The sequence below is a fragment of the Ulvibacterium marinum genome (assembly GCF_003626755.1).
GTDB classification, from domain to species: Bacteria; Bacteroidota; Bacteroidia; order Flavobacteriales; family Flavobacteriaceae; genus Ulvibacterium; species Ulvibacterium marinum.
This window is the reverse complement of record NZ_RBCJ01000002.1, coordinates 332,671-350,836: the sequence shown is the minus strand read 5'-3', so window position 1 is coordinate 350,836 and position 18,166 is coordinate 332,671. Positions and strand designations below refer to the sequence as shown.

Here is an 18,166-nt window from a genome sequence, read left to right as displayed (position 1 = left end):
TGTGTTAAATTAATCCGTTATATTTTCTGATAAACCATTCCACAGAAAGTGCAGCAACTATTATCATTAGGAGTATCCTAAAATCTATCAAAGATACAACATTTTCCTTGCTCTTTTGTACTGGAGAAAAACGCGGGTCTTCCATAAGTTCTTGAACCAAAGAGTCCGAATTGGAGGGGAAAAACAACTTACCCTTGCTATCCATGGCCAACCGATTTAGTTTTTTATGGTCACTGGAAAGAAATTGCTGTTCAACATTGAAATCCAGTATGGTAAAGGTTCCTGAGGAAGAAAGGTTCTCATCGGTTACCAATACGGTAAATGCATAATCTCCGGAAGGAAGGTCACCTAAATCTGCCTGATAAAAACTATCCTTTAGCAACATTGGAATTTCCTTTACGAAGTTGTTTTCCTTCCCTTTAATTTTTAGGATTAAACTGGCATTCCGGTCCAATTCAAAGGCCTCATCAAAATATCTGGCCGATATACTGGCGCCATCGCTCCCTTGGTATATTAAATCATAATCGACGTTCAATCGATTTTTGGAAGTATTCGATGAAAGATATAAGATGATTTTACCAATAAGCCCATCGAAGTTTTTGAAATCCTTATTGTCCCGATAGCTCTGCATACGCCACTTCCATAGATTTTCGCCAAAGAGTACCACTTCTTTGGTTTGGTCCTTAAACACTACGGCCAACAAGGGTTCACTCAACTCCACTCCTTTAATACTTTGTCCCAATATAATTTCATGGGGAGCACTAATCAGTATTTCTCCCAATTCGCCCTCCAAAGGAGGTAGATTATCTATTACAAATCCCGAGATATCAAAAAGACCAAAACCCTTGTTTAAAATTGGAAGTATCTCCTCCGTTTCGCCATAGGCATCTTTTGAATAGTTATTCTGTATTTCGTTTAGGAAGTTCCAATCTGTATTTGCGCCACAAATTGTAAAATAATTTATTTTTCGTTGTTGTATATATCTATATATGGGAAGGAAGGAACGGTTAGGCTCATATATGATAAATACATCGGTATTCTCCAATTCATTGATCGGCACTTGAGGCTTTTTAATTGAAACGGAACGTTGCTCGTTACTTTCAATGGCTTTCTTTAAGGTGCCCATATCCGGATGGGCCTTGGCAGTAATAATGGTTACATTCGTTTTTTCGTCTATAACCTCTATTCCGAGGCTTTTTATGTTATTGACTTTATTCCTTTCGTTTTCCAGGGGATTTATTCCAATCTCTATCGTTTTGGCACCCACGGTCTCGGCGGTAAGCAAAACGGTTATGGTCTTTGTGTTGTCCAATGGATTGAACGCAACATTTTCCGTATGGACTGTTTTCCCATTTACGGTAACTTTCAAAGTTGATTCTACACTTTTGGGACCTTCATAGGTCAGATAAAGCTCTATGGGATATTTGTTCTTTAAAAAAGCGAAGGTATTTGCATTTACTTGTTCGATCCTTAAATCCTCATATCGTGTAGTATCCCCTATGACAATAGGGTAAATGGGTACTTTTTCTTTTTCGAGGATAAAACTATAATCCTCTCCTTTCGTCTGGTTACCATCTGTGGCCAAAAGTATGGCCATATTTCTGTCAGCACCGTTATAAATATCCTTCAAAGAAGAAATGGCCTTACCAATATCCGTTTGTGTTTCGGTAAAGGTCAGTGAATCCGAATTTGTCAATGAACTGCCAAAATTATAGGGTTTTACCTGAAACCTTTCCAAAATCCCTTCATTTTGGGTAATGGTTTTCACTATGGATACCAAAGTATCGGCCGAAGCTTGAATGGACATCGAGTTATCGGTCAATAAGACGAGATCCGTCTTTTCAAGACTATATTCCTCCTTGGTAAACTTTGGGTTTATGAGTAGTATTAAGAGGCCAAATAATGCAATGAACCTTAGTGAGGCTAATAAAAGATCTAGGCCATTATTTCCCTTAAATTTATAGCGATACTGAAACAGTACAACTCCCAATGCCAATATATCGGCAGCTATTAGTAAGAGTACTGTTTGGGCATCCATAAAATTAAGGATAAGTGTTAAGGGCGAAATGTAAAAAGCAAGGTTATTTACACTTTAGGTCATCATTCCGCCATTTACGTTAAGGACATGTCCGGTAATGTAAGAAGACATATCTGAGGCCAGGAAAAGACAGGCATTGGCAATATCCTCTGGAGTCCCCCCTCTTTTCAATGGAATACCCTCTCTCCAACTTTGCACTACTTTTTCGTCCAGCTTTTCTGTCATCTCCGTTTCTATGAACCCTGGAGCAATGGCATTGCAACGAATATTTCTTGAACCTAGTTCCAAGGCAATGGATTTGGTAAATCCGATTATCCCTGCTTTTGAGGCCGCATAATTGGCCTGACCGGCATTTCCCTTTACACCGACTACGCTGCTCATATTTATTATGGATCCCTTTCGTTGTTTCAAAAGGGTCCGTTGCACGGCTTTTGTCATATTGAATACCGACTTCAGGTTGATTTCGATAACGTCATCAAAATCCGCCTCTCCCATGCGCATCAGAAGATTATCTTTGGTAATTCCTGCATTGTTAATTAAAACATCTATTCCACCAAAATCTTCCAAAACTTGGGCGACCAAAGCTTCGGACTCCTGAAAACTTGCCGCATTGCTCTTATATGCTTTGGCTTTTACGCCCTTTTCTGTTAATTCCTTTTCCAACGCCAAGGCAGGTGCCTCACTAGAACTATAGGTAAATGCTACATTGGCCCCATGCTCCGCAAATACTCGTGCTATACCCGTGCCGATACCTCTACTTGCACCTGTGATAATTACATTCTTTCCTTCTAAAAGTTTCATCCTATCTCTTGTTTGTTGCGATGTTCTTCAAATATAAGGCATGTTTCATATAAAGATGAAAAAAATCCCGCTCATACCATAATAGCGGGACTTATCTTAACACCGATTTATAGATTTTTTGGAAAAGGGGTTTAAGCCATTACTTGCTTTACTTTTTTTCCTATTTCTGCTGGGGAATCGACCACATGGATACCACACTCCTTCATAATACGTTTTTTTGCTTGGGCCGTGTCGTCACTTCCTCCTACGATGGCACCTGCATGCCCCATGGTCCTTCCGGCTGGAGCGGTCTCTCCGGCGATAAATCCGATGATAGGTTTTTTGCTCCCACTTTCCTGATACCACTTTGCGGCATCAGCTTCCAACTGTCCTCCTATTTCACCGATCATGACCACACATTCCGTTTCCGGGTCGTTTATCAAAAGTTCTACCGCTTCCTTTGTAGTTGTGCCTATTATAGGGTCGCCTCCTATTCCTATTGCCGTGGTAATCCCCAATCCTTGACGAACCACTTGATCCGCAGCCTCGTAGGTTAGGGTTCCTGATTTTGATACGATCCCTACTTTTCCTTTCTTAAAAACAAAACCAGGCATTATTCCCACTTTGGCTTCTTCCGGAGTAATTACTCCCGGGCAATTGGGGCCTATCAATCGACAATCCTTATTTTTTAAGTAGTTATTGGCCTTGACCATATCCGCAACCGGAATTCCTTCGGTAATTGTTATGATTACTTTTATTCCTGCATTAGCTGCTTCCATAATGGCATCAGCTGCAAAAGCAGGTGGAACAAAAATTATGGTCGTGTCCGCATCCACTTTTTCAACAGCCTCTTCTACCGTATTAAAAACAGGTTTGCCCAAATGTTCCTGTCCACCTTTGCCAGGAGTTACACCTCCAACTACATTGGTACCATATGCTATCATTTGTTCGGCATGGAAAGTACCTTCACTTCCTGTGAAGCCTTGAACTATAATCTTGGAATCTTTGTTGACTAGAACACTCATATTGTCTTAATTAATTTAGGCTGCACAAAAATATAGGTTTGTAGTTAAACTTGCAGGGTTAAATGGTTTATTATTCGTCTAATTTCTTGAGAATGTCCGGGATTTGTTTCACGTGGACCAATTGCTTCATCTTTTCCCTAGACTCATCAACAGGAGTACCAAAGTAGTTCCTCCCTCCGGGTAACGATTTACTAACTCCCGATTGTCCCATAATCACTGCTTTTTTTCCAATGGTAACTGCACTACTTATACCTACCTGCCCCCAAAGGGTAACTTCATCTTCGATAATTACGCACCCTGCTATCCCGGTTTGGGAAGCTATTTGGCACCGTTCTCCAATAACAGTATCATGCCCAACCTGCACTTGGTTGTCTAGCTTTGTACCTTTCCTTATGGTAGTATCCCCCGTAACCCCTTTATCAATGGAACAAAGTGCCCCAATTTCCACATCATCTTCCAGAACCACCCTACCGCAGGATATTAACTTATCCAAGCGGTCAGGTCTTTTCTTATAATAAAATGCATCCGAACCTAAAACCGCTCCTGCATGTATTATAACATTATCTCCAATAACACAATTGTCATATATGGAAACATTGGAATGGATAATGCATCCCTTACCGATCTTTACATTATTACCAATGAATACATTGGGCTGTACTATGGTGTCCTCCCCAATCTTTGCAGTCGGTGAAATGGAGCTCAGAGATTTTTCAAACGTCGTAAAAAACTGAATAAGTAAGTTGAAATCGCGAAAAGGATCATCTGAAATTAAAAGTGCCTTACCTTCCGGGCATTCTACTTCCTTGTTGATCAGTACGATCGTAGCCTTACAATTTAAAGCTTTATCATAGTACTTGGGATGGTCTACAAAAACTAGGTCACCGGGTTGTACAACATGAATTTCATTCATGCCCAATACCGGAAAATCATCAGGCCCTACATATTTGCTTCCAATAATGGTGGCAACCTGCTTGAGCGAATATGGTGTGGGGAATTTCAACTAAAAGTGTTCAAGTTCAATTCTTAAATTTTATGGTAACATCCGAGAAAATCCTATTCTTTTACCCGCTCCATATAATTCCCTTTCTCGGTATCAATCTTTATTTTATCCCCTTCGTTGATAAAAAGTGGAACGTTTACCCGAGCTCCTGTTTCTACAGTAGCAGGTTTCGTTGCGTTGGTAGCCGTATTGCCTTTAACCCCAGGTTCTGCATGGGTAACCTCCAAGATAACGCTGGCCGGCATATCTACGGACAAGGGCATACTGTCCTCGGTATTGAACAATATGGTTACCACTTCCCCTTCTTTAAGGAGTCCAGGGGCATCCAAGGTGCTTTCCTGAAGTGTAATTTGATTGTAATCATCAGTATTCATAAAATGGTAGGTTTCCCCTTCCGAATACAAATACTGATAAGACCGTGTTTCCACTCGTACATCCTCTATTTTGTGGCCTGCAGAAAAAGTGTTGTCCACTACCTTTCCCGTAGTTACGCTTTTTAGTTTGGTTCTAACGAATGCAGGTCCTTTGCCGGGTTTTACGTGTAAAAATTCGATAATCTTGTAAATATCGTTATTGTACCGGATACACAATCCTTTTCTTATATCGGAAGTTGATGCCATAATAATTTAATTTGTGCTGAAGTAGCCTTTCATGATGCCACGTTGAGAGTCTCGGATAAACTGAAGTATTTCATCCCTTTCCGGGGTCGCCTCCATTTCTGCTTCGATAATCTGTACGGCTTGTGAGTTATTATAATTCTTTTGATAAAGGATACGATATATATTCTGTATTTCCTTTATTTTTTCAGCTTGATATCCCCTACGCCTCAAACCTATGGAATTTATGCCTACATAAGAAAGTGGCTCCCTTGCAGCCTTTACATAGGGCGGTACATCTTTACGAACCAGAGAGCCTCCTGTTACAAAAGCGTGATTTCCAATAGCAACAAACTGATTTACGGCTACCAAGCCCGCCAAGGTTACATTATCGCCAATGGTCACATGTCCGGCCAATGTTGAATTATTTGAAAAAATACAGTTATTTCCTATCAAACAATCATGGGCCACATGGCAGTAGGCCATTATAAGACAGTTTTTGCCAATGACCGTTTTGTTCCTATCCGAGGTACCTTTATGGATCGTAGCACATTCTCTAATTGTGGTATTGTTCCCGACGACCACCGTAGTTTCTTCTCCCTCGTACTTCAAATCTTGGGGAGGGGCGGATATTACCGCTCCTGGAAATATATTACAATTCTTTCCTATCCTGGCACCTTCCATAATGGTCACATTGGACCCAATCCAGGTACCATCGCCAATAGTGACATTATTATGAATAGTGGCAAAAGGCTCCACAACTACGTTCTTGGCAATCTTTGCGCCAGGATGGATATATGCCAAAGGTTGGTTCATTCTTCCTTTCTTTTAACAATTTGAGCCATCATCTCGGCTTCGGAAACCAGTTTGTTATTTGCGTAGGCATAAGCTTGCATATGACAGATTCCCCGACGTATGGGAGAAATGAGATCACATTTAAAAATCAAGGTATCCCCGGGAACGACCTGTTGTTTGAACTTTACCTTGTCTATCTTCATAAAAAGGGTCAAATAGTTCTCGGGGTCGGGAACGGTACTAAGTACCAGAATTCCACCGGTTTGAGCCATGGCTTCTACTTGTAAGACTCCTGGCATAACCGGTGCCCCGGGAAAATGCCCAACAAAAAAAGGTTCGTTCATGGTCACATTTTTCATACCCACCACATGCTTATCGGATAGCTCTAAAATCCTATCTATCAAAAGAAATGGTGGCCTATGGGGAAGCATGGCCATGATTTGATGAATGTCCATCAAGGGAGGCTTATTCAAATCATATTGTGGAACATTATTCCGTTTTTCAAGTTTTATAAGTTTGGCCAGTTTCTTGGCAAATTGTGTGTTGACATAATGCCCCGGTTTGTTGGCAATTACTTTTCCACGTATTCTTGTACCAGTCAATGCCAAATCACCTACTACGTCCAATAATTTGTGCCGTGCCGCCTCATTCGGCTGATGCAACGTAAGATTATCCAAAATACCATTTGGCTTTACGGACAGCTTTTCCTTATTAAAGGCTTTTTCCAAGCGTTTCATAGTCTCGTCGGAAATCTCCTTGTCCACATAAACAATGGCATTGTTAAGATCGCCACCTTTAATAAGACCATTTTCCAAAAGCATCTCCAATTCATGAAGAAAACTAAAGGTCCTGGCATCGGCGACCTCGGTCTTGAAATCGGAGATATCTTCCAGGGTGGCATTTTGTGTCCCTAAAACTTTAGTCCCAAAATCTACCATGGCAGTAACCTTGTAGCTCTCGGCAGGAATTACAGTTATTTCGCTTCCTGTGGCCTCGTCCTTATAGGAAATAACATCCTTTACTATATATTCTTCACGGTCAGCTTCCTGTTCCACAATTCCGGCCTTTTCCAAAGCTTCCACAAAGAATTTTGAAGAGCCATCCATAATGGGTGGTTCAGGAGAATCCAGTTCGATCAAAACATTATCGATCTCCATCCCCACAAGTGCTGCAAGGACATGTTCCGAAGTCTGGATCTTGACCCCTCGTTTTTCCAGATTGGTGCCCCTTTGGGTATTTACGACATAGTTTGCATCAGCCTCAATAATTGGTTCGCCCTCAAGGTCAACGCGTTTAAATGCATATCCATGATTTTCCGCGGCAGGCAAGAACTTGAGTGTAACATTCTCACCGGTATGTAGCCCCACGCCTGTAAGGGTTACCTCCTTTTTAATGGTCCGCTGTTTTTGGTCTATTTTGATCACCGTCAATCTCTTTTTTCCAATTGGTCGATTCTATTTACTATTCTAGGCAAATTTTTAAAGTGTACGTAGGATTTGTTGTAATCCCCATAATTCAAAGCGGGAGAACCTTGTAATACTTCGTTGTCCTTTACGTTTCTCCCAATCCCGGACTGCGCTTGTATCTTTACATTATCTCCGATGGTGATATGCCCTACAATGCCGACCTGTCCGCCGATCATACATCGCTTGCCAATTTTGGCCGAACCTGCAATACCGGTCTGTGCGGCAATAACGGTATGCTCCCCAATTTCTACGTTGTGCGCAATTTGTATCTGATTATCCAATTTTACGCCACGCCGCAGAATGGTAGATCCCAGAGTGGCACGGTCAATAGTTGTACCTGCCCCCACATCTACATTGTCTTCCAAAATGACGTTTCCCGTTTGGGGAACTTTTTTGAATTCCCCATTTTTATCAGGAGTGAACCCGAAACCATCGGCACCAATAATAACGCCACTATGCACAACACAATTATTTCCTATTCTAGATTCTGAATAAATCTTTGCGCCAGCAAATATGATTACATTATCCGCAATGGTAACATTGTCCCCAATGTAGACGTTAGGGTAAATTTTTACATTATTGCCGATCTTTACATTATTGCCTAAATATGAAAAAGCCCCTAGATAAAAATTTGCTCCATAGGTGGCCGTATCGGATTGGTATACCGGGTCTTCAATTCCGGTCTTGTTGCTCTTTACCTGATTGTAATATTCCAAAAGTTTAGAGAAAGACTCGTAGGCGTCCTCCACTTTTATTAGGGTAGTCTCCACATTTTGTTCGGGAGTAAAATCCTTGTTCACTATGGTAATGGATGCTTTTGTGGTATATATAAAAGAGGTGTATTTTGGGTTGGCCAAAAAGGTCAGGGAACCTTTTTCTCCCTCTTCAATCTTAGCCAGTTTATGGACTGCTATCTCTGGATTTCCCTCTACTTCACCCTCCAAAATACCGGCAATCTGACCTGCTGTAAATACCATGAGCACAAAAGTAAGAAAAATTGTTAAACAGAATATTTGGGGTAACAGATATAATACTTGGTCACGGTTTTTGAAAGAGTCCTTAGGTTAAGATGATCGGATGCCCTTGCCACATCCTGTAATTTTCCGTTCTTTCTTAAAATGTTGATATTCTGTTGTTGGGCGTCATAGGCCCTATTCTCAATTTCTCCTGAAAAAACAAAATATGCGGTCTCGGTATCGGAAAGTTTGTACGCTTCCTTGAAGCGCTTAAAGTGCTTGGTCAATTTTTTTGAATCTATAGGTTTGTTCTTCAACTTAATGGTAAACAACCTTCTATTAATCAACATCCGACATAATCTGGAAAGCACAAAATCTTCATTTCCCTGCCATTGCTTTATGGCCGCTAGAATATCTACATCATCCAAGCTTGAAAAGGTTTCCAAAACATTTGGGTCAAAATTGTTTTTAGTGATTTTCTTTTTCAAGAAGAAAAGTAATGTTGGACTACATTGCAAATTCTTATTTTCCCGCAAAAGTTCCTTGGCCCTTTTAAGGATTCGTATCAATAATTGTTCGGCTACCAAACCTGTCTTATGCAGGTATACCTGCCAATACATAAAACGACGGGCCATTAAAAATTTCTCCACGGAGTAAACTCCCTTTTCCTCTACCACCAAATCATTTCCGGCCACGGTAAGCATAGTAATCAAACGTTCCGCGTTGATATTACCCTCGGCTACTCCGGTGTAAAAACTGTCACGCTTTAAATAATCCATTCTATCCATATCCAATTGACTGGAAACCAATTGGTTCAAAAATTTTTTTGGATGTTTTCCTTTAAATATTTCCAAGGCAATCGTTAAACTTCCGTTAAACCTTTGATTCAGCTCCTCCATGAATAAAAGCGAAATATGTTCATGTCCAATTCCATTTACGATGCTATGCTCCATAGCATGTGAAAATGGACCGTGGCCAATATCATGTAACAAAATGGCACATAACAATCCATTTTCCTCCTCCTTTGTAATCTCAACACCCTTAAAACGAAGTACTTGAATGGCTTGCTGTGTCAAATGCATACTGCCCAGGGCATGATGAAATCGGGTATGATGTGCCCCAGGATATACCAAATAGGAAAGGCCCATCTGCGAGATTCTACGCAACCTCTGAAAATAAGGGTCGGCTATAAGATCAAAAATAAGCGTATTGGGGATTCTAATAAATCCGTAAATTGGATCGTTGAAGATTTTAAGCTTGTTTGATTTAGGCAAAATAGGTGTATAATTTGATAAGAATCCAAAGTTATACAATTGTGTTGAAACCTAATTCAAAATAGTAGGTCGATGCACGGAATACGACCTCCAAAACCGGTCAAGCTAAATACAAAACCGAATAGCAGGAATGAGTAAGATAACCATCTTATGGGTCGATGACGAAATTGATTTGTTGAAGCCCCATATCCTTTTCTTGGAAAACAAGAATTATAGCGTAATCACTTGTAAAAGTGGACAGGAAGCCCTGGAAGAACTGACCCGTTCCCGAGTGGATATCGTGTTTCTGGATGAAAACATGCCCGGGATTTCAGGATTGGATACATTGAATGAAATTAAATCGATGGTATCTTCCCTACCCGTGGTCATGATTACCAAAAGTGAGGAGGAATCCATTATGGAAGAGGCCATAGGCTCTAAAATTGCGGACTATCTCATTAAACCGGTGAACCCCAATCAAATTTTGCTATCACTAAAGAAGAACTTGGACCATTCCCGTTTGGTATCCGAGAAGACTACGGCCAACTATCAACAAGAGTTTCGGAAAATATCTATGGACCTGTCCATGGTAAATTCTTGGGAAGAATGGATAGATCTCTACAAAAGACTCATCTATTGGGAACTTCAGTTAGAGGAAATTGAGGACAGTGGTATGTTCGAAATATTGGAATCGCAAAAAGTGGAGGCCAACAATCAATTTGGAAAATTTGTTGATAAGCATTATTTGGATTGGTTTACCTCCTCTGATGGGCCTGTAATGTCCCACACCTTATTCAAAGAATGGGTGCAACCGAGAATCAAGGAATCCCCCACCCTTTTAATCGTAATAGACAACCTTAGGTATGATCAGTGGTATGCTTTTGAGGATTCGGTGGCATCTTTTTATAAAAAGTCCACGGAATCTGCATATTTCAGCATCTTGCCCACCGCTACCCAATATGCGAGAAATGCCATCTTCTCTGGCCTCACTCCATTGGATATGGAGCGGAAATATCCTAACTGGTGGAAAAACGATACTGATGAAGGTGGAAAAAATCTTTTTGAGGATAAGTTTTTGGATGAACAGATCAAGCGACTTGGACTTAATTTAAAATGGGAGTACCATAAAATTAGCAGCTTAAAGCAAGGCAAACAACTCTCTCAAAATTTCAGGTCTCAAAAAGACAATGATCTTACGGTAATCGTCTATAATTTTGTGGACATGCTCTCGCATTCCAAAACGGAAATGGAAGTTATTAAGGAATTGGCCTCGAATGACAAGGCGTATCGGTCCTTAACGCAAAGTTGGTTCAAGAATTCTCCTTTGTTGGAAATTATACAGCAGGCGCAGACTATGGGTTTGAAATTGATCATTACCACGGATCATGGTACCATTAACGTAAAGCATCCCTCAAAAGTTATCGGGGACAAAGAAACCAGTCTCAATTTAAGGTATAAGACCGGGCGTAGCCTTACCTATGATGTCAAGGACGTATTGGAGTCACAGAGTCCGGCAAAAATACATCTACCCAGTATTAACATGAGCAGCTCCTTCATCTTTGCCAAAAATGATCTGTTCTTTGCGTATCCCAATAACTATAACCACTATGTAAGTTACTATCGCAATACCTACCAACATGGCGGGGTATCCTTGGAAGAAATGATTATCCCTTTTGTGGTTTTGGAACCGAGGTAAATTTGGGATCTATTGGATTTACAGGACTCATTATTTAGGGATTCAGTGGAGTATTGCCGTACCTTCTACAAGTAATGGCCTTAGTAGGTATAATCCGAGTGTCGAATCAAATATTACCCATCCCATCAAATCAGATTTTCGGTAAAGGATAATTTTACCAGTCGCAGTTTGGTGGGCATAGTATCACTTTTCCGTGCTTTTCAGAATTTCTTTAGGAAAAATTGACTTCATGTCGTTTAACTATATTATAAATATAGTATATATTCTATACAATATGATTTAAAATCCAAATTTTGATAGATATTTTTATTTTCGCAGAAAAAAACCTATTTTGAAGGCTGTAAGAATATCCTATATTTGTACAAACAGATATAGAACACCTTCTCACTTATGCTTAAGACCATAGATCGTTTAATGCAATTCATCAAATATGCAGGCCTGAGTGCCCGGAAATTTGATATCTCCATCGGGGCTAGCAATGGCTATACGCTTCGAATGAAAAAGAATCATGCCTCCATTGGCAGTGATGTGATTGAAAATATTGTTAAGGTATACCCGCAACTCAACGTGGTATGGCTTATTACCGGGGAAGGCAAAATGCTTAAGGATAGGGAAGAGCTTATGGCCAATATGGACAATTTGTCCCTGGAGAAACAACAGGAAATCGAACAGCTAATCGAACATAAGATCAGACTACGCCAGGAAGAAGAACTGAAGCGACTTTTAAAAGAGATTACGGAAGAAATTGAGCAGACCCAAAAAAAGATGGGCGGTAAAGATTAATTACATTCTGTTTTTCAACGCATATTCCTTCAACAATTCTTCACGCAAATCCCTAAGTAAATCAATACGTTTCTTTTCTTGTATTCCCTTTGTATTTTCTTTTAGGTCTTTGAACGCCGCTTCTTTTTCCGAAAACATTTCGTTGTTAGACCCTATTTTGGATAGCATGTCCTCTATTTCGTGGGTAATGGTATCATATAGTTCCAAGATTTTTGTCTTCCGTCTTACCATATAGGCTATCCATCCGAGAAAGCAAACAACAGCAAGTATTACAGGTAATGCCTTAAAAAGGGAAATTTCATCCGTGATTTTTTGGGGCGCAATACCCTCCAACAACTGATAGAATATTAAAACTATTGGCGAAAGAATAGCATAACGCCACCAGTCTCGGGAAGTAACGAACCATATCACCATGGGCAGGAAAACTCCTAACTTTATGCATACATACCAATAAAATGTGTGTACATCTACAAAACCATGATTGTGAAGCGTATACCATAAAACCTTGTATTCCTTAACGTTTTCTGGAATAAATTTATAGGAATTGAGCAAAAAAAGGGTGAAAACCAACAATGCTACCATAAGTAAGTCCCATTTCTTTTTTGGTCTTGGGCCACCACTTTTTGTGGTTGGATGTTCCAAGGAGTTTTTTATAAAAGTCTTTATGACCATTAATTTCCTGAGGTACTCATTTTTTGGTAAAACCTGCTTGGCCTCTGTTAAGAATCGAGCTTCTTTGTCAATAACCTTATGAAGCCTTGGATATTTTTGGGTGAACCCATTTTGTTTTAGCCCAAATACCGTTGAAGCTTCACTTTTTCTTGTGGATTTTTTTTGAAAAATTACCAATAGACCAATAATAACTATGTTAATGAAAATTGAAAATACTAGAAGATTGTTTTCTATTACTTCGTTGTAAACAAAAATATCTATAGCCAGAGAGTCTATCCAATAGACCAATAGCGCTAAAATAAAGTAGCGCCACCAATAGGGATTGGTCAAAAACCACACGATATATAACAAAAATGGGATAAGCCTGGTAAGTAAGGACCAAAGAAATACTCCATTATTAGCTAGGTCATGATGATATTCAAAACCAAAAAAATGGATAGATTGAGCATTATCATCAAAGTAAAGATGTATGTATATTGAAAAGGGAACCAAAACTATGAACATTGCCAGTAAGACTTCCAGTATGTACTTTCGTTGCCAAAACGACCCCATCTTTTGTATCTTTATCTAATTGCCTAAACTACGAATTACTATGGAATTGTTCGTGTTTTATCTTAAAAATGCAGGAAATAATCTATTTACAAAATCAAATTGACCAGATAGCACAACAATTTTTGCGTAAAGCCCAATCCAAAATAGTTTGTCTTTACGGGGAAATGGGAGCGGGTAAAACAACCCTGATCAAAGCTTTGGTCAAAGAATTAGGTGGTGATGAATCCGCCTGTAGTCCTACTTTTGGTATTGTAAACGAATACTATTTGAAAACCGGGGAGGTTTTGGGGTATCATTTTGATTTTTATAGATTGGAGGAAGAAACCGAAGCTTTGGATTTGGGCTTGGAAGACTATTTGAGCCAGGATGTATGGATTTTTGTGGAATGGCCGGAAAAAATTAATTCCTTTCTCCCGGATGATGTATCAAAAATTACTATTGAAGTTATAGATCATCACACCCGAAAACTATTTTTTTAACACTTATGCGAGATGTTTTCGGGTACTAGGCAAGCTTTAAAACATGTGAATATGCCCATGAAATCTTGCGCTTATCGCCAAAACTGAAATTTTATTGCATTTTTTCGATGAAATGCATAATTTTCGATAAAATAAAGGGTTTTATCGATGAAATACCCAATTTTAACATTTCACGGAGATTTGTTACCCCTATTTTTCCTACATTTGTATTAGAGCATTTGTCCAATTTCTAACTAAAAACCTCGAGACCATGAGAATGAAAAGAATCGTATTTGGCTTATTGGCTGTTGTGGCCTTATTGGCTTTTTCTTCAGAAGCATATAGTAATGCTGACGGAGACCAATCACCAGAACAAGGCATAGAAAAGAGAAAATTGACAAAAAAAATCTAGTTTTTTCTTTTTACTAATATGACAAGGGACAATGTAAGTTGTCCCTTTTTTTATACTTTTTTTCGTATTCTATCGTTAGCGAATAATAGATAGAAATAACTGATGAGGGATACAATTAAAAAAAGTAGGGCTAAAAGAAAGATTTTGATTGAATCTTGCTTTGTTTTTTTTATAGCAATATCACCCTTCTTATACAAGCTTTACGATTATTTGCCAGAAAACCCTGAAGCCACCTTCTCACTTTTTGGATTTACCATAGATAATAATGGGTTTCCTGACATATCGACTTATGTCTGGTTCATGATGGGTAAAATAATACCCCTTTATTTGCTAGTATTTTGGTTTTTGACCTCGAAAGATTGGTGGTATCATATTATACTGATTCCAATCGCCATGTATTCCTTTCAAGTATTTGAAGTGCTTTTTGATTCCGATGATAATATAGATACTGAAAATATTTGGTGGATTATACCCATTTGCATGGGGGTTATCCCATTTGTATATTTTATCAGGATTAAACTATACGACAAATATGTAAATGGTATAGACCTGGAAGCCATGGAAGCAGAATTGCAGACCTATCGCGAAAAAGGTATGGTTCCGGAAAAGAAACCGGAGGATTTAGAAAATGAGGAACCTGTAATACCGGAGGATGAAACTCTATCACAGCAGATAGATCGTCTATTGTCTACCCGAAACCTGGAATCGCACTTCAAGCAATTACAGGACAACCTCAAAAATTGGCTTCATTTAAAATCGTAGTACGTTCTGTACCTAACAACAGTGTTTATCTGAATTTCAGTAAATTATTGTAATTTTACCTTTAGTTTCAATCCAAAAACACTTGGGTAGAAGTCATTCTATGAATCAACCAACCTCTCCCTTTAGTAAACAGCAATTGCTTCCCCAGGAAGAAAAATTAGAGGTCCTACAGCAAAAAGGTGAGTTATTTATAGGGATACCCAAGGAAAACCAATATCAAGAAAAAAGGATTTGCCTAACTCCGGATGCGGTAAACGCCATTACTGCGCATGGCCATCGTGTTCTTATAGAATCCGGTGCCGGAGAAGGAGCCCATTTTTCTGACGTGGATTATACCAATGCCGGAGCGGAAATTACCCGGGATACCAAAAAAATATTCTCCTGTCCCCTGCTGTTAAAGGTAGAACCTCCCAGCCTTTCAGAAATTGCCCTTCTAAACCCTCAATCTACCGTAATTTCCGCACTGCAGATTAAAACACAATCCAAGAGCTATTTTGAAGAAATGGCAAAAAAGCGTATTACCGCGATTGCATTTGAATACATACGGGACGAGGACGGGAAATATCCGGCCGTACGTTCGCTCAGTGAAATTGCAGGGATTTCCTCGGTGCTTATCGCTTCGGAAATTATGGCGGCGACCAATAAGGGAAATGGCCTTATGTTCGGGAACATTAGCGGGGTACCACCGGTAGAAGTTGTCATTATAGGTGCCGGAACGGTCGGTGAATTTGCCTCACGATCTGCCTTGGGATTAGGGGCCAATGTGAAGGTATTCGATAATTCCATTACCAAATTGCGCAACATACAAACCAATCTAAAACAAACGGTTTACACCTCCACCATTCAGCCCAAAAACTTGTTGAAGGCCCTAAAACGATGTGATGTTGCCATTGGCGCCACACGAGGAAAGGATCGCTCCCCGGTAGTTGTAACCAATACCATGGTGGAACATATGAAGAAGGGCGCGGTAATTATTGATGTTAGTATAGATATGGGTGGATGTTTTGAAACCAGTGAAATTACTACTCATAACAAACCTACCATTGAAAAGTATGGTGTTATACATTACGGTGTTCCCAATATACCTTCCCGTTATCCAAAAACGGCCTCCATTTCCATAAGTAATATTTTTACACCCTATCTGTTGAAACTAGGCGAGGATGGCGGATTGGAAAATTCACTAAGATTCGATAAAGGGTTGCGCAACGGCCTCTATCTGTATCATGGGATACTTACCAATAAATCCGTTGGGGAGTGGTTCGATCTCCAATATAGCGATATCAATTTTCTTATTTTTTAATATGCCCTTTTTAAAGCGTTTGGGATACTATTTGTTGGGCCTGTCCGTGGGATTGGTTTTTTTGACCTTTTTCCTCAAGAAAAAAACCGATGGCACGGGAACCGAGTTTTGTTACTTCCCAAATTGCAGGACCTTAAAGGATATTAGATCTAAATCTATTTCCTATTCCGATGAAATAAATGAACTACTGATTTCCCAAGTGTTGGATTCAACGGACATTGCTTATTTTTTGAATAAGGGAGATGTTGATTTTGCAAAAAGTGATACAAAATCCGAGCCTTGTAAAGTTTACTTTATTGAAGGAATTGCGAAAGGAAAAATTGCCGTGCTACAGGTACGTAACTGCGCGAACAATGCTATTCTAGAAAACGTCTTGTTCTAGATCTTTCGGCGTTTCCGTTCTTTCTTTAACAATTCCAATTCCCTATTGGTCTGTCCTATTACCGAGGTATTTTCTTCCGCCCTGCGTATTAAATAGGGCATTACGTCCCTTACCGGACCAAAAGGTAAATACTTGGCGACATTATAGCCGCTATTGCCTAAATTAAAAGTAATATGGTCACTCATCCCGAACAACTGCCCAAACCAAATTCGAGTATCGGAATTGGCGACACCCTTCTTTTGGATCAATTCCAATAATTTATAATTACTTTCTTCATTATGGGTGCCGGCAAATATGGAGATAGTATCTAAATGTTCCATCATATAGCTGACCGCAATATCAAAATTTAAATCGGTTTCTTTCTTTGAAGCACAAATGGGACTGGGATACCCCAAATTTTCGGCGCGTTCATTCTCTTTTTCCATATAAGCCCCGCGTACTACCTTTACACCAATCTTGAAGTTATCTTTTTCCGCTCTTTTCTGTAGTTCTTTTAAATAGTCCATCCGATCCCAACGATACATCTGTAACGTATTGAAGATAAAAGGTTTTTCCTTGTTGAACCTTCGCATCATATCCTCGGCAAGACTATCCGCAGCATCTTGCATCCAACTTTCTTCGGCATCTATTAAAAGGGAAACTTCAAGGTCATGGGCTTTTTTGCAAACGGTCTCATACCTACCTACTACCCTCTCCCATTCCTCTTTTTCAGTTTTGGTAAGGGATTTTCCCTCACTCATCTTTTGAAAAAGTGCAAAACGTCCAAACCCTGTTGGTTTAAAAACCGCAAAAGGAATAGCGTCCTTTTCCTTTACAAAATCCAAGACTTTCAAAACCTTTGCCAAAGCATTATCCAGGGGGTCTTCCTCATCTTTGCCTTCAACAGAGTAATCCAAAACGGAACAGACACCCTTTTCCCACATTTTATCCACTATGGGCATACAATCCTCTTCACTTATCCCTCCGCAAAAATGGTCAAAGACCGTGGCACGAATCAATCCTTCCACAGGTAAGTGCGCCTTTATCGCAAAGTTGGTGACCGCTGTCCCCATTTTCACCAGTGGTTCATTGGCGATCAGCTTAAATAGGAAATAGGCTCGCTCCAGTTCCGAGTCCGTCTTCAGAGCAAAGGCGGTTGCAGTATTCTCAAAAATTCGATCCATTTTCATAGATTTCAAGCGGAATCAAATATAAAGACAGAAATTGTATTCCATTGATAAAAAATAACCTTTATTTT

General features: G+C 39.7%; 18 protein-coding genes. 7 read left to right on the top strand and 11 right to left on the bottom strand.

Annotation, left to right across the window (positions count from 1 at the left end; all coding sequences use genetic code 11):
- Positions 1-4: 4 nt before the first annotated feature.
- From D7Z94_RS08570 to D7Z94_RS08530, 9 genes are all read right to left on the bottom strand, one after another.
- Positions 5-2,038: a VWA domain-containing protein gene (locus tag D7Z94_RS08570; protein ID WP_120711152.1), complete on the bottom strand. Its 2,034-nt coding sequence runs from the start codon at positions 2,036-2,038 to the stop codon at positions 5-7.
- Between the two features lie 54 nt (positions 2,039-2,092).
- A complete protein-coding gene (gene fabG / locus D7Z94_RS08565) occupies positions 2,093-2,839 on the bottom strand; it encodes a 3-oxoacyl-[acyl-carrier-protein] reductase (protein ID WP_120711151.1) in 747 nt (248 codons plus the stop codon).
- 131 nt (positions 2,840-2,970) lie between these two features.
- Positions 2,971-3,843, bottom strand: coding sequence for a succinate--CoA ligase subunit alpha (gene sucD / locus D7Z94_RS08560; protein WP_120711150.1), 873 nt, complete (start codon positions 3,841-3,843; stop codon positions 2,971-2,973).
- Positions 3,844-3,913: 70 nt separating this feature from the next.
- Positions 3,914-4,846 carry a UDP-3-O-(3-hydroxymyristoyl)glucosamine N-acyltransferase gene (locus D7Z94_RS08555; protein WP_120711149.1) on the bottom strand — a complete coding sequence of 311 codons (933 nt, stop codon included), beginning with the start codon at positions 4,844-4,846 and terminating at the stop codon, positions 3,914-3,916.
- Between the two features lie 53 nt (positions 4,847-4,899).
- Positions 4,900-5,466, bottom strand: a complete 567-nt coding sequence (gene efp / locus D7Z94_RS08550) for an elongation factor P (protein ID WP_120711148.1) — start codon at positions 5,464-5,466, stop codon at positions 4,900-4,902.
- Between the two features lie 6 nt (positions 5,467-5,472).
- Positions 5,473-6,258 (bottom strand): acyl-ACP--UDP-N-acetylglucosamine O-acyltransferase, encoded by a 786-nt coding sequence (gene lpxA / locus D7Z94_RS08545; protein WP_120711147.1) that lies wholly within the window; start codon positions 6,256-6,258, stop codon positions 5,473-5,475.
- The gene (locus D7Z94_RS08540) at positions 6,255-7,652 is read right to left on the bottom strand and encodes a bifunctional UDP-3-O-[3-hydroxymyristoyl] N-acetylglucosamine deacetylase/3-hydroxyacyl-ACP dehydratase (RefSeq protein ID WP_394347434.1); all 1,398 of its coding nucleotides are present in this window, start codon (positions 7,650-7,652) and stop codon (positions 6,255-6,257) included. Before D7Z94_RS08540 ends, lpxA begins: the two co-directional genes overlap by 4 nt.
- Before the next feature lie 11 nt (positions 7,653-7,663).
- Entirely contained in the window at positions 7,664-8,680 is a 1,017-nt protein-coding gene (gene lpxD, locus D7Z94_RS08535; protein WP_120711145.1) for a UDP-3-O-(3-hydroxymyristoyl)glucosamine N-acyltransferase, read from the bottom strand.
- Positions 8,681-8,703: 23 nt separating this feature from the next.
- The gene (locus D7Z94_RS08530; protein ID WP_120711992.1) at positions 8,704-9,933 is read right to left on the bottom strand and encodes an HD domain-containing protein; all 1,230 of its coding nucleotides are present in this window, start codon (positions 9,931-9,933) and stop codon (positions 8,704-8,706) included.
- 130 nt (positions 9,934-10,063) lie between these two features.
- On the opposite strand from D7Z94_RS08530, the gene porX reads away from it, so the two are divergent.
- Positions 10,064-11,608 (top strand): T9SS response regulator signal transducer PorX, encoded by a 1,545-nt coding sequence (porX, locus tag D7Z94_RS08525; protein WP_120711144.1) that lies wholly within the window; start codon positions 10,064-10,066, stop codon positions 11,606-11,608.
- Between the two features lie 390 nt (positions 11,609-11,998).
- Positions 11,999-12,391, top strand: a complete 393-nt coding sequence (locus D7Z94_RS08520) for a hypothetical protein (RefSeq protein WP_120711143.1) — start codon at positions 11,999-12,001, stop codon at positions 12,389-12,391.
- Here D7Z94_RS08520 and D7Z94_RS08515 read toward each other — a convergent pair whose 3' ends face one another.
- Positions 12,392-13,615: a hypothetical protein gene (locus D7Z94_RS08515; RefSeq protein WP_147415854.1), complete on the bottom strand. Its 1,224-nt coding sequence runs from the start codon at positions 13,613-13,615 to the stop codon at positions 12,392-12,394. It lies immediately after the preceding gene.
- 68 nt (positions 13,616-13,683) lie between these two features.
- Here D7Z94_RS08515 and tsaE point away from each other — a divergent pair, with 68 nt between their 5' ends.
- From tsaE to D7Z94_RS08495, 5 genes are all read left to right on the top strand, one after another.
- Positions 13,684-14,094 (top strand): tRNA (adenosine(37)-N6)-threonylcarbamoyltransferase complex ATPase subunit type 1 TsaE, encoded by a 411-nt coding sequence (tsaE, locus tag D7Z94_RS08510; protein WP_120711141.1) that lies wholly within the window; start codon positions 13,684-13,686, stop codon positions 14,092-14,094.
- A gap of 256 nt (positions 14,095-14,350) precedes the next feature.
- The gene (locus tag D7Z94_RS26085; protein ID WP_262696929.1) at positions 14,351-14,485 is read left to right on the top strand and encodes a hypothetical protein; all 135 of its coding nucleotides are present in this window, start codon (positions 14,351-14,353) and stop codon (positions 14,483-14,485) included.
- Positions 14,486-14,695: 210 nt separating this feature from the next.
- Positions 14,696-15,247, top strand: a complete 552-nt coding sequence (locus D7Z94_RS08505; RefSeq protein WP_245967162.1) for a hypothetical protein — start codon at positions 14,696-14,698, stop codon at positions 15,245-15,247.
- 100 nt (positions 15,248-15,347) lie between these two features.
- Entirely contained in the window at positions 15,348-16,547 is a 1,200-nt protein-coding gene (locus tag D7Z94_RS08500; RefSeq protein WP_120711139.1) for an alanine dehydrogenase, read from the top strand.
- A gap of 1 nt (position 16,548) precedes the next feature.
- Entirely contained in the window at positions 16,549-16,929 is a 381-nt protein-coding gene (locus D7Z94_RS08495) for a DUF4258 domain-containing protein (protein WP_120711138.1), read from the top strand.
- Here the strand turns inward: D7Z94_RS08495 and D7Z94_RS08490 are convergent.
- Positions 16,926-18,092: a proline dehydrogenase family protein gene (locus D7Z94_RS08490; protein ID WP_120711991.1), complete on the bottom strand. Its 1,167-nt coding sequence runs from the start codon at positions 18,090-18,092 to the stop codon at positions 16,926-16,928. The genes D7Z94_RS08495 and D7Z94_RS08490 overlap by 4 nt on opposite strands.
- Positions 18,093-18,166 lie beyond the last annotated feature (74 nt).

Bases quoted from the DNA above. Each gene is read 5' to 3' on its own strand.
- D7Z94_RS08570 (WP_120711152.1), bottom strand. From the start codon at position 2,038: ATGGATGCCCAAACAGTACTCTTACTAATAGCTGCCGATATATTGGCA.
- fabG (WP_120711151.1), bottom strand. From the start codon at position 2,839: ATGAAACTTTTAGAAGGAAAGAATGTAATTATCACAGGTGCAAGTAGA.
- sucD (WP_120711150.1), bottom strand. From the start codon at position 3,843: ATGAGTGTTCTAGTCAACAAAGATTCCAAGATTATAGTTCAAGGCTTC.
- efp (WP_120711148.1), bottom strand. From the start codon at position 5,466: ATGGCATCAACTTCCGATATAAGAAAAGGATTGTGTATCCGGTACAAT.
- lpxA (WP_120711147.1), bottom strand. From the start codon at position 6,258: ATGAACCAACCTTTGGCATATATCCATCCTGGCGCAAAGATTGCCAAG.
- lpxD (WP_120711145.1), bottom strand. From the start codon at position 8,680: ATGGTATTTACAGCAGGTCAGATTGCCGGTATTTTGGAGGGTGAAGTA.
- porX (WP_120711144.1), top strand. From the start codon at position 10,064: ATGAGTAAGATAACCATCTTATGGGTCGATGACGAAATTGATTTGTTG.
- D7Z94_RS08520 (WP_120711143.1), top strand. From the start codon at position 11,999: ATGCTTAAGACCATAGATCGTTTAATGCAATTCATCAAATATGCAGGC.
- D7Z94_RS08515 (WP_147415854.1), bottom strand. From the start codon at position 13,615: ATGGGGTCGTTTTGGCAACGAAAGTACATACTGGAAGTCTTACTGGCA.
- tsaE (WP_120711141.1), top strand. From the start codon at position 13,684: ATGCAGGAAATAATCTATTTACAAAATCAAATTGACCAGATAGCACAA.
- D7Z94_RS26085 (WP_262696929.1), top strand. From the start codon at position 14,351: ATGAAAAGAATCGTATTTGGCTTATTGGCTGTTGTGGCCTTATTGGCT.
- D7Z94_RS08500 (WP_120711139.1), top strand. From the start codon at position 15,348: ATGAATCAACCAACCTCTCCCTTTAGTAAACAGCAATTGCTTCCCCAG.
- D7Z94_RS08495 (WP_120711138.1), top strand. From the start codon at position 16,549: ATGCCCTTTTTAAAGCGTTTGGGATACTATTTGTTGGGCCTGTCCGTG.
- D7Z94_RS08490 (WP_120711991.1), bottom strand. From the start codon at position 18,092: ATGGATCGAATTTTTGAGAATACTGCAACCGCCTTTGCTCTGAAGACG.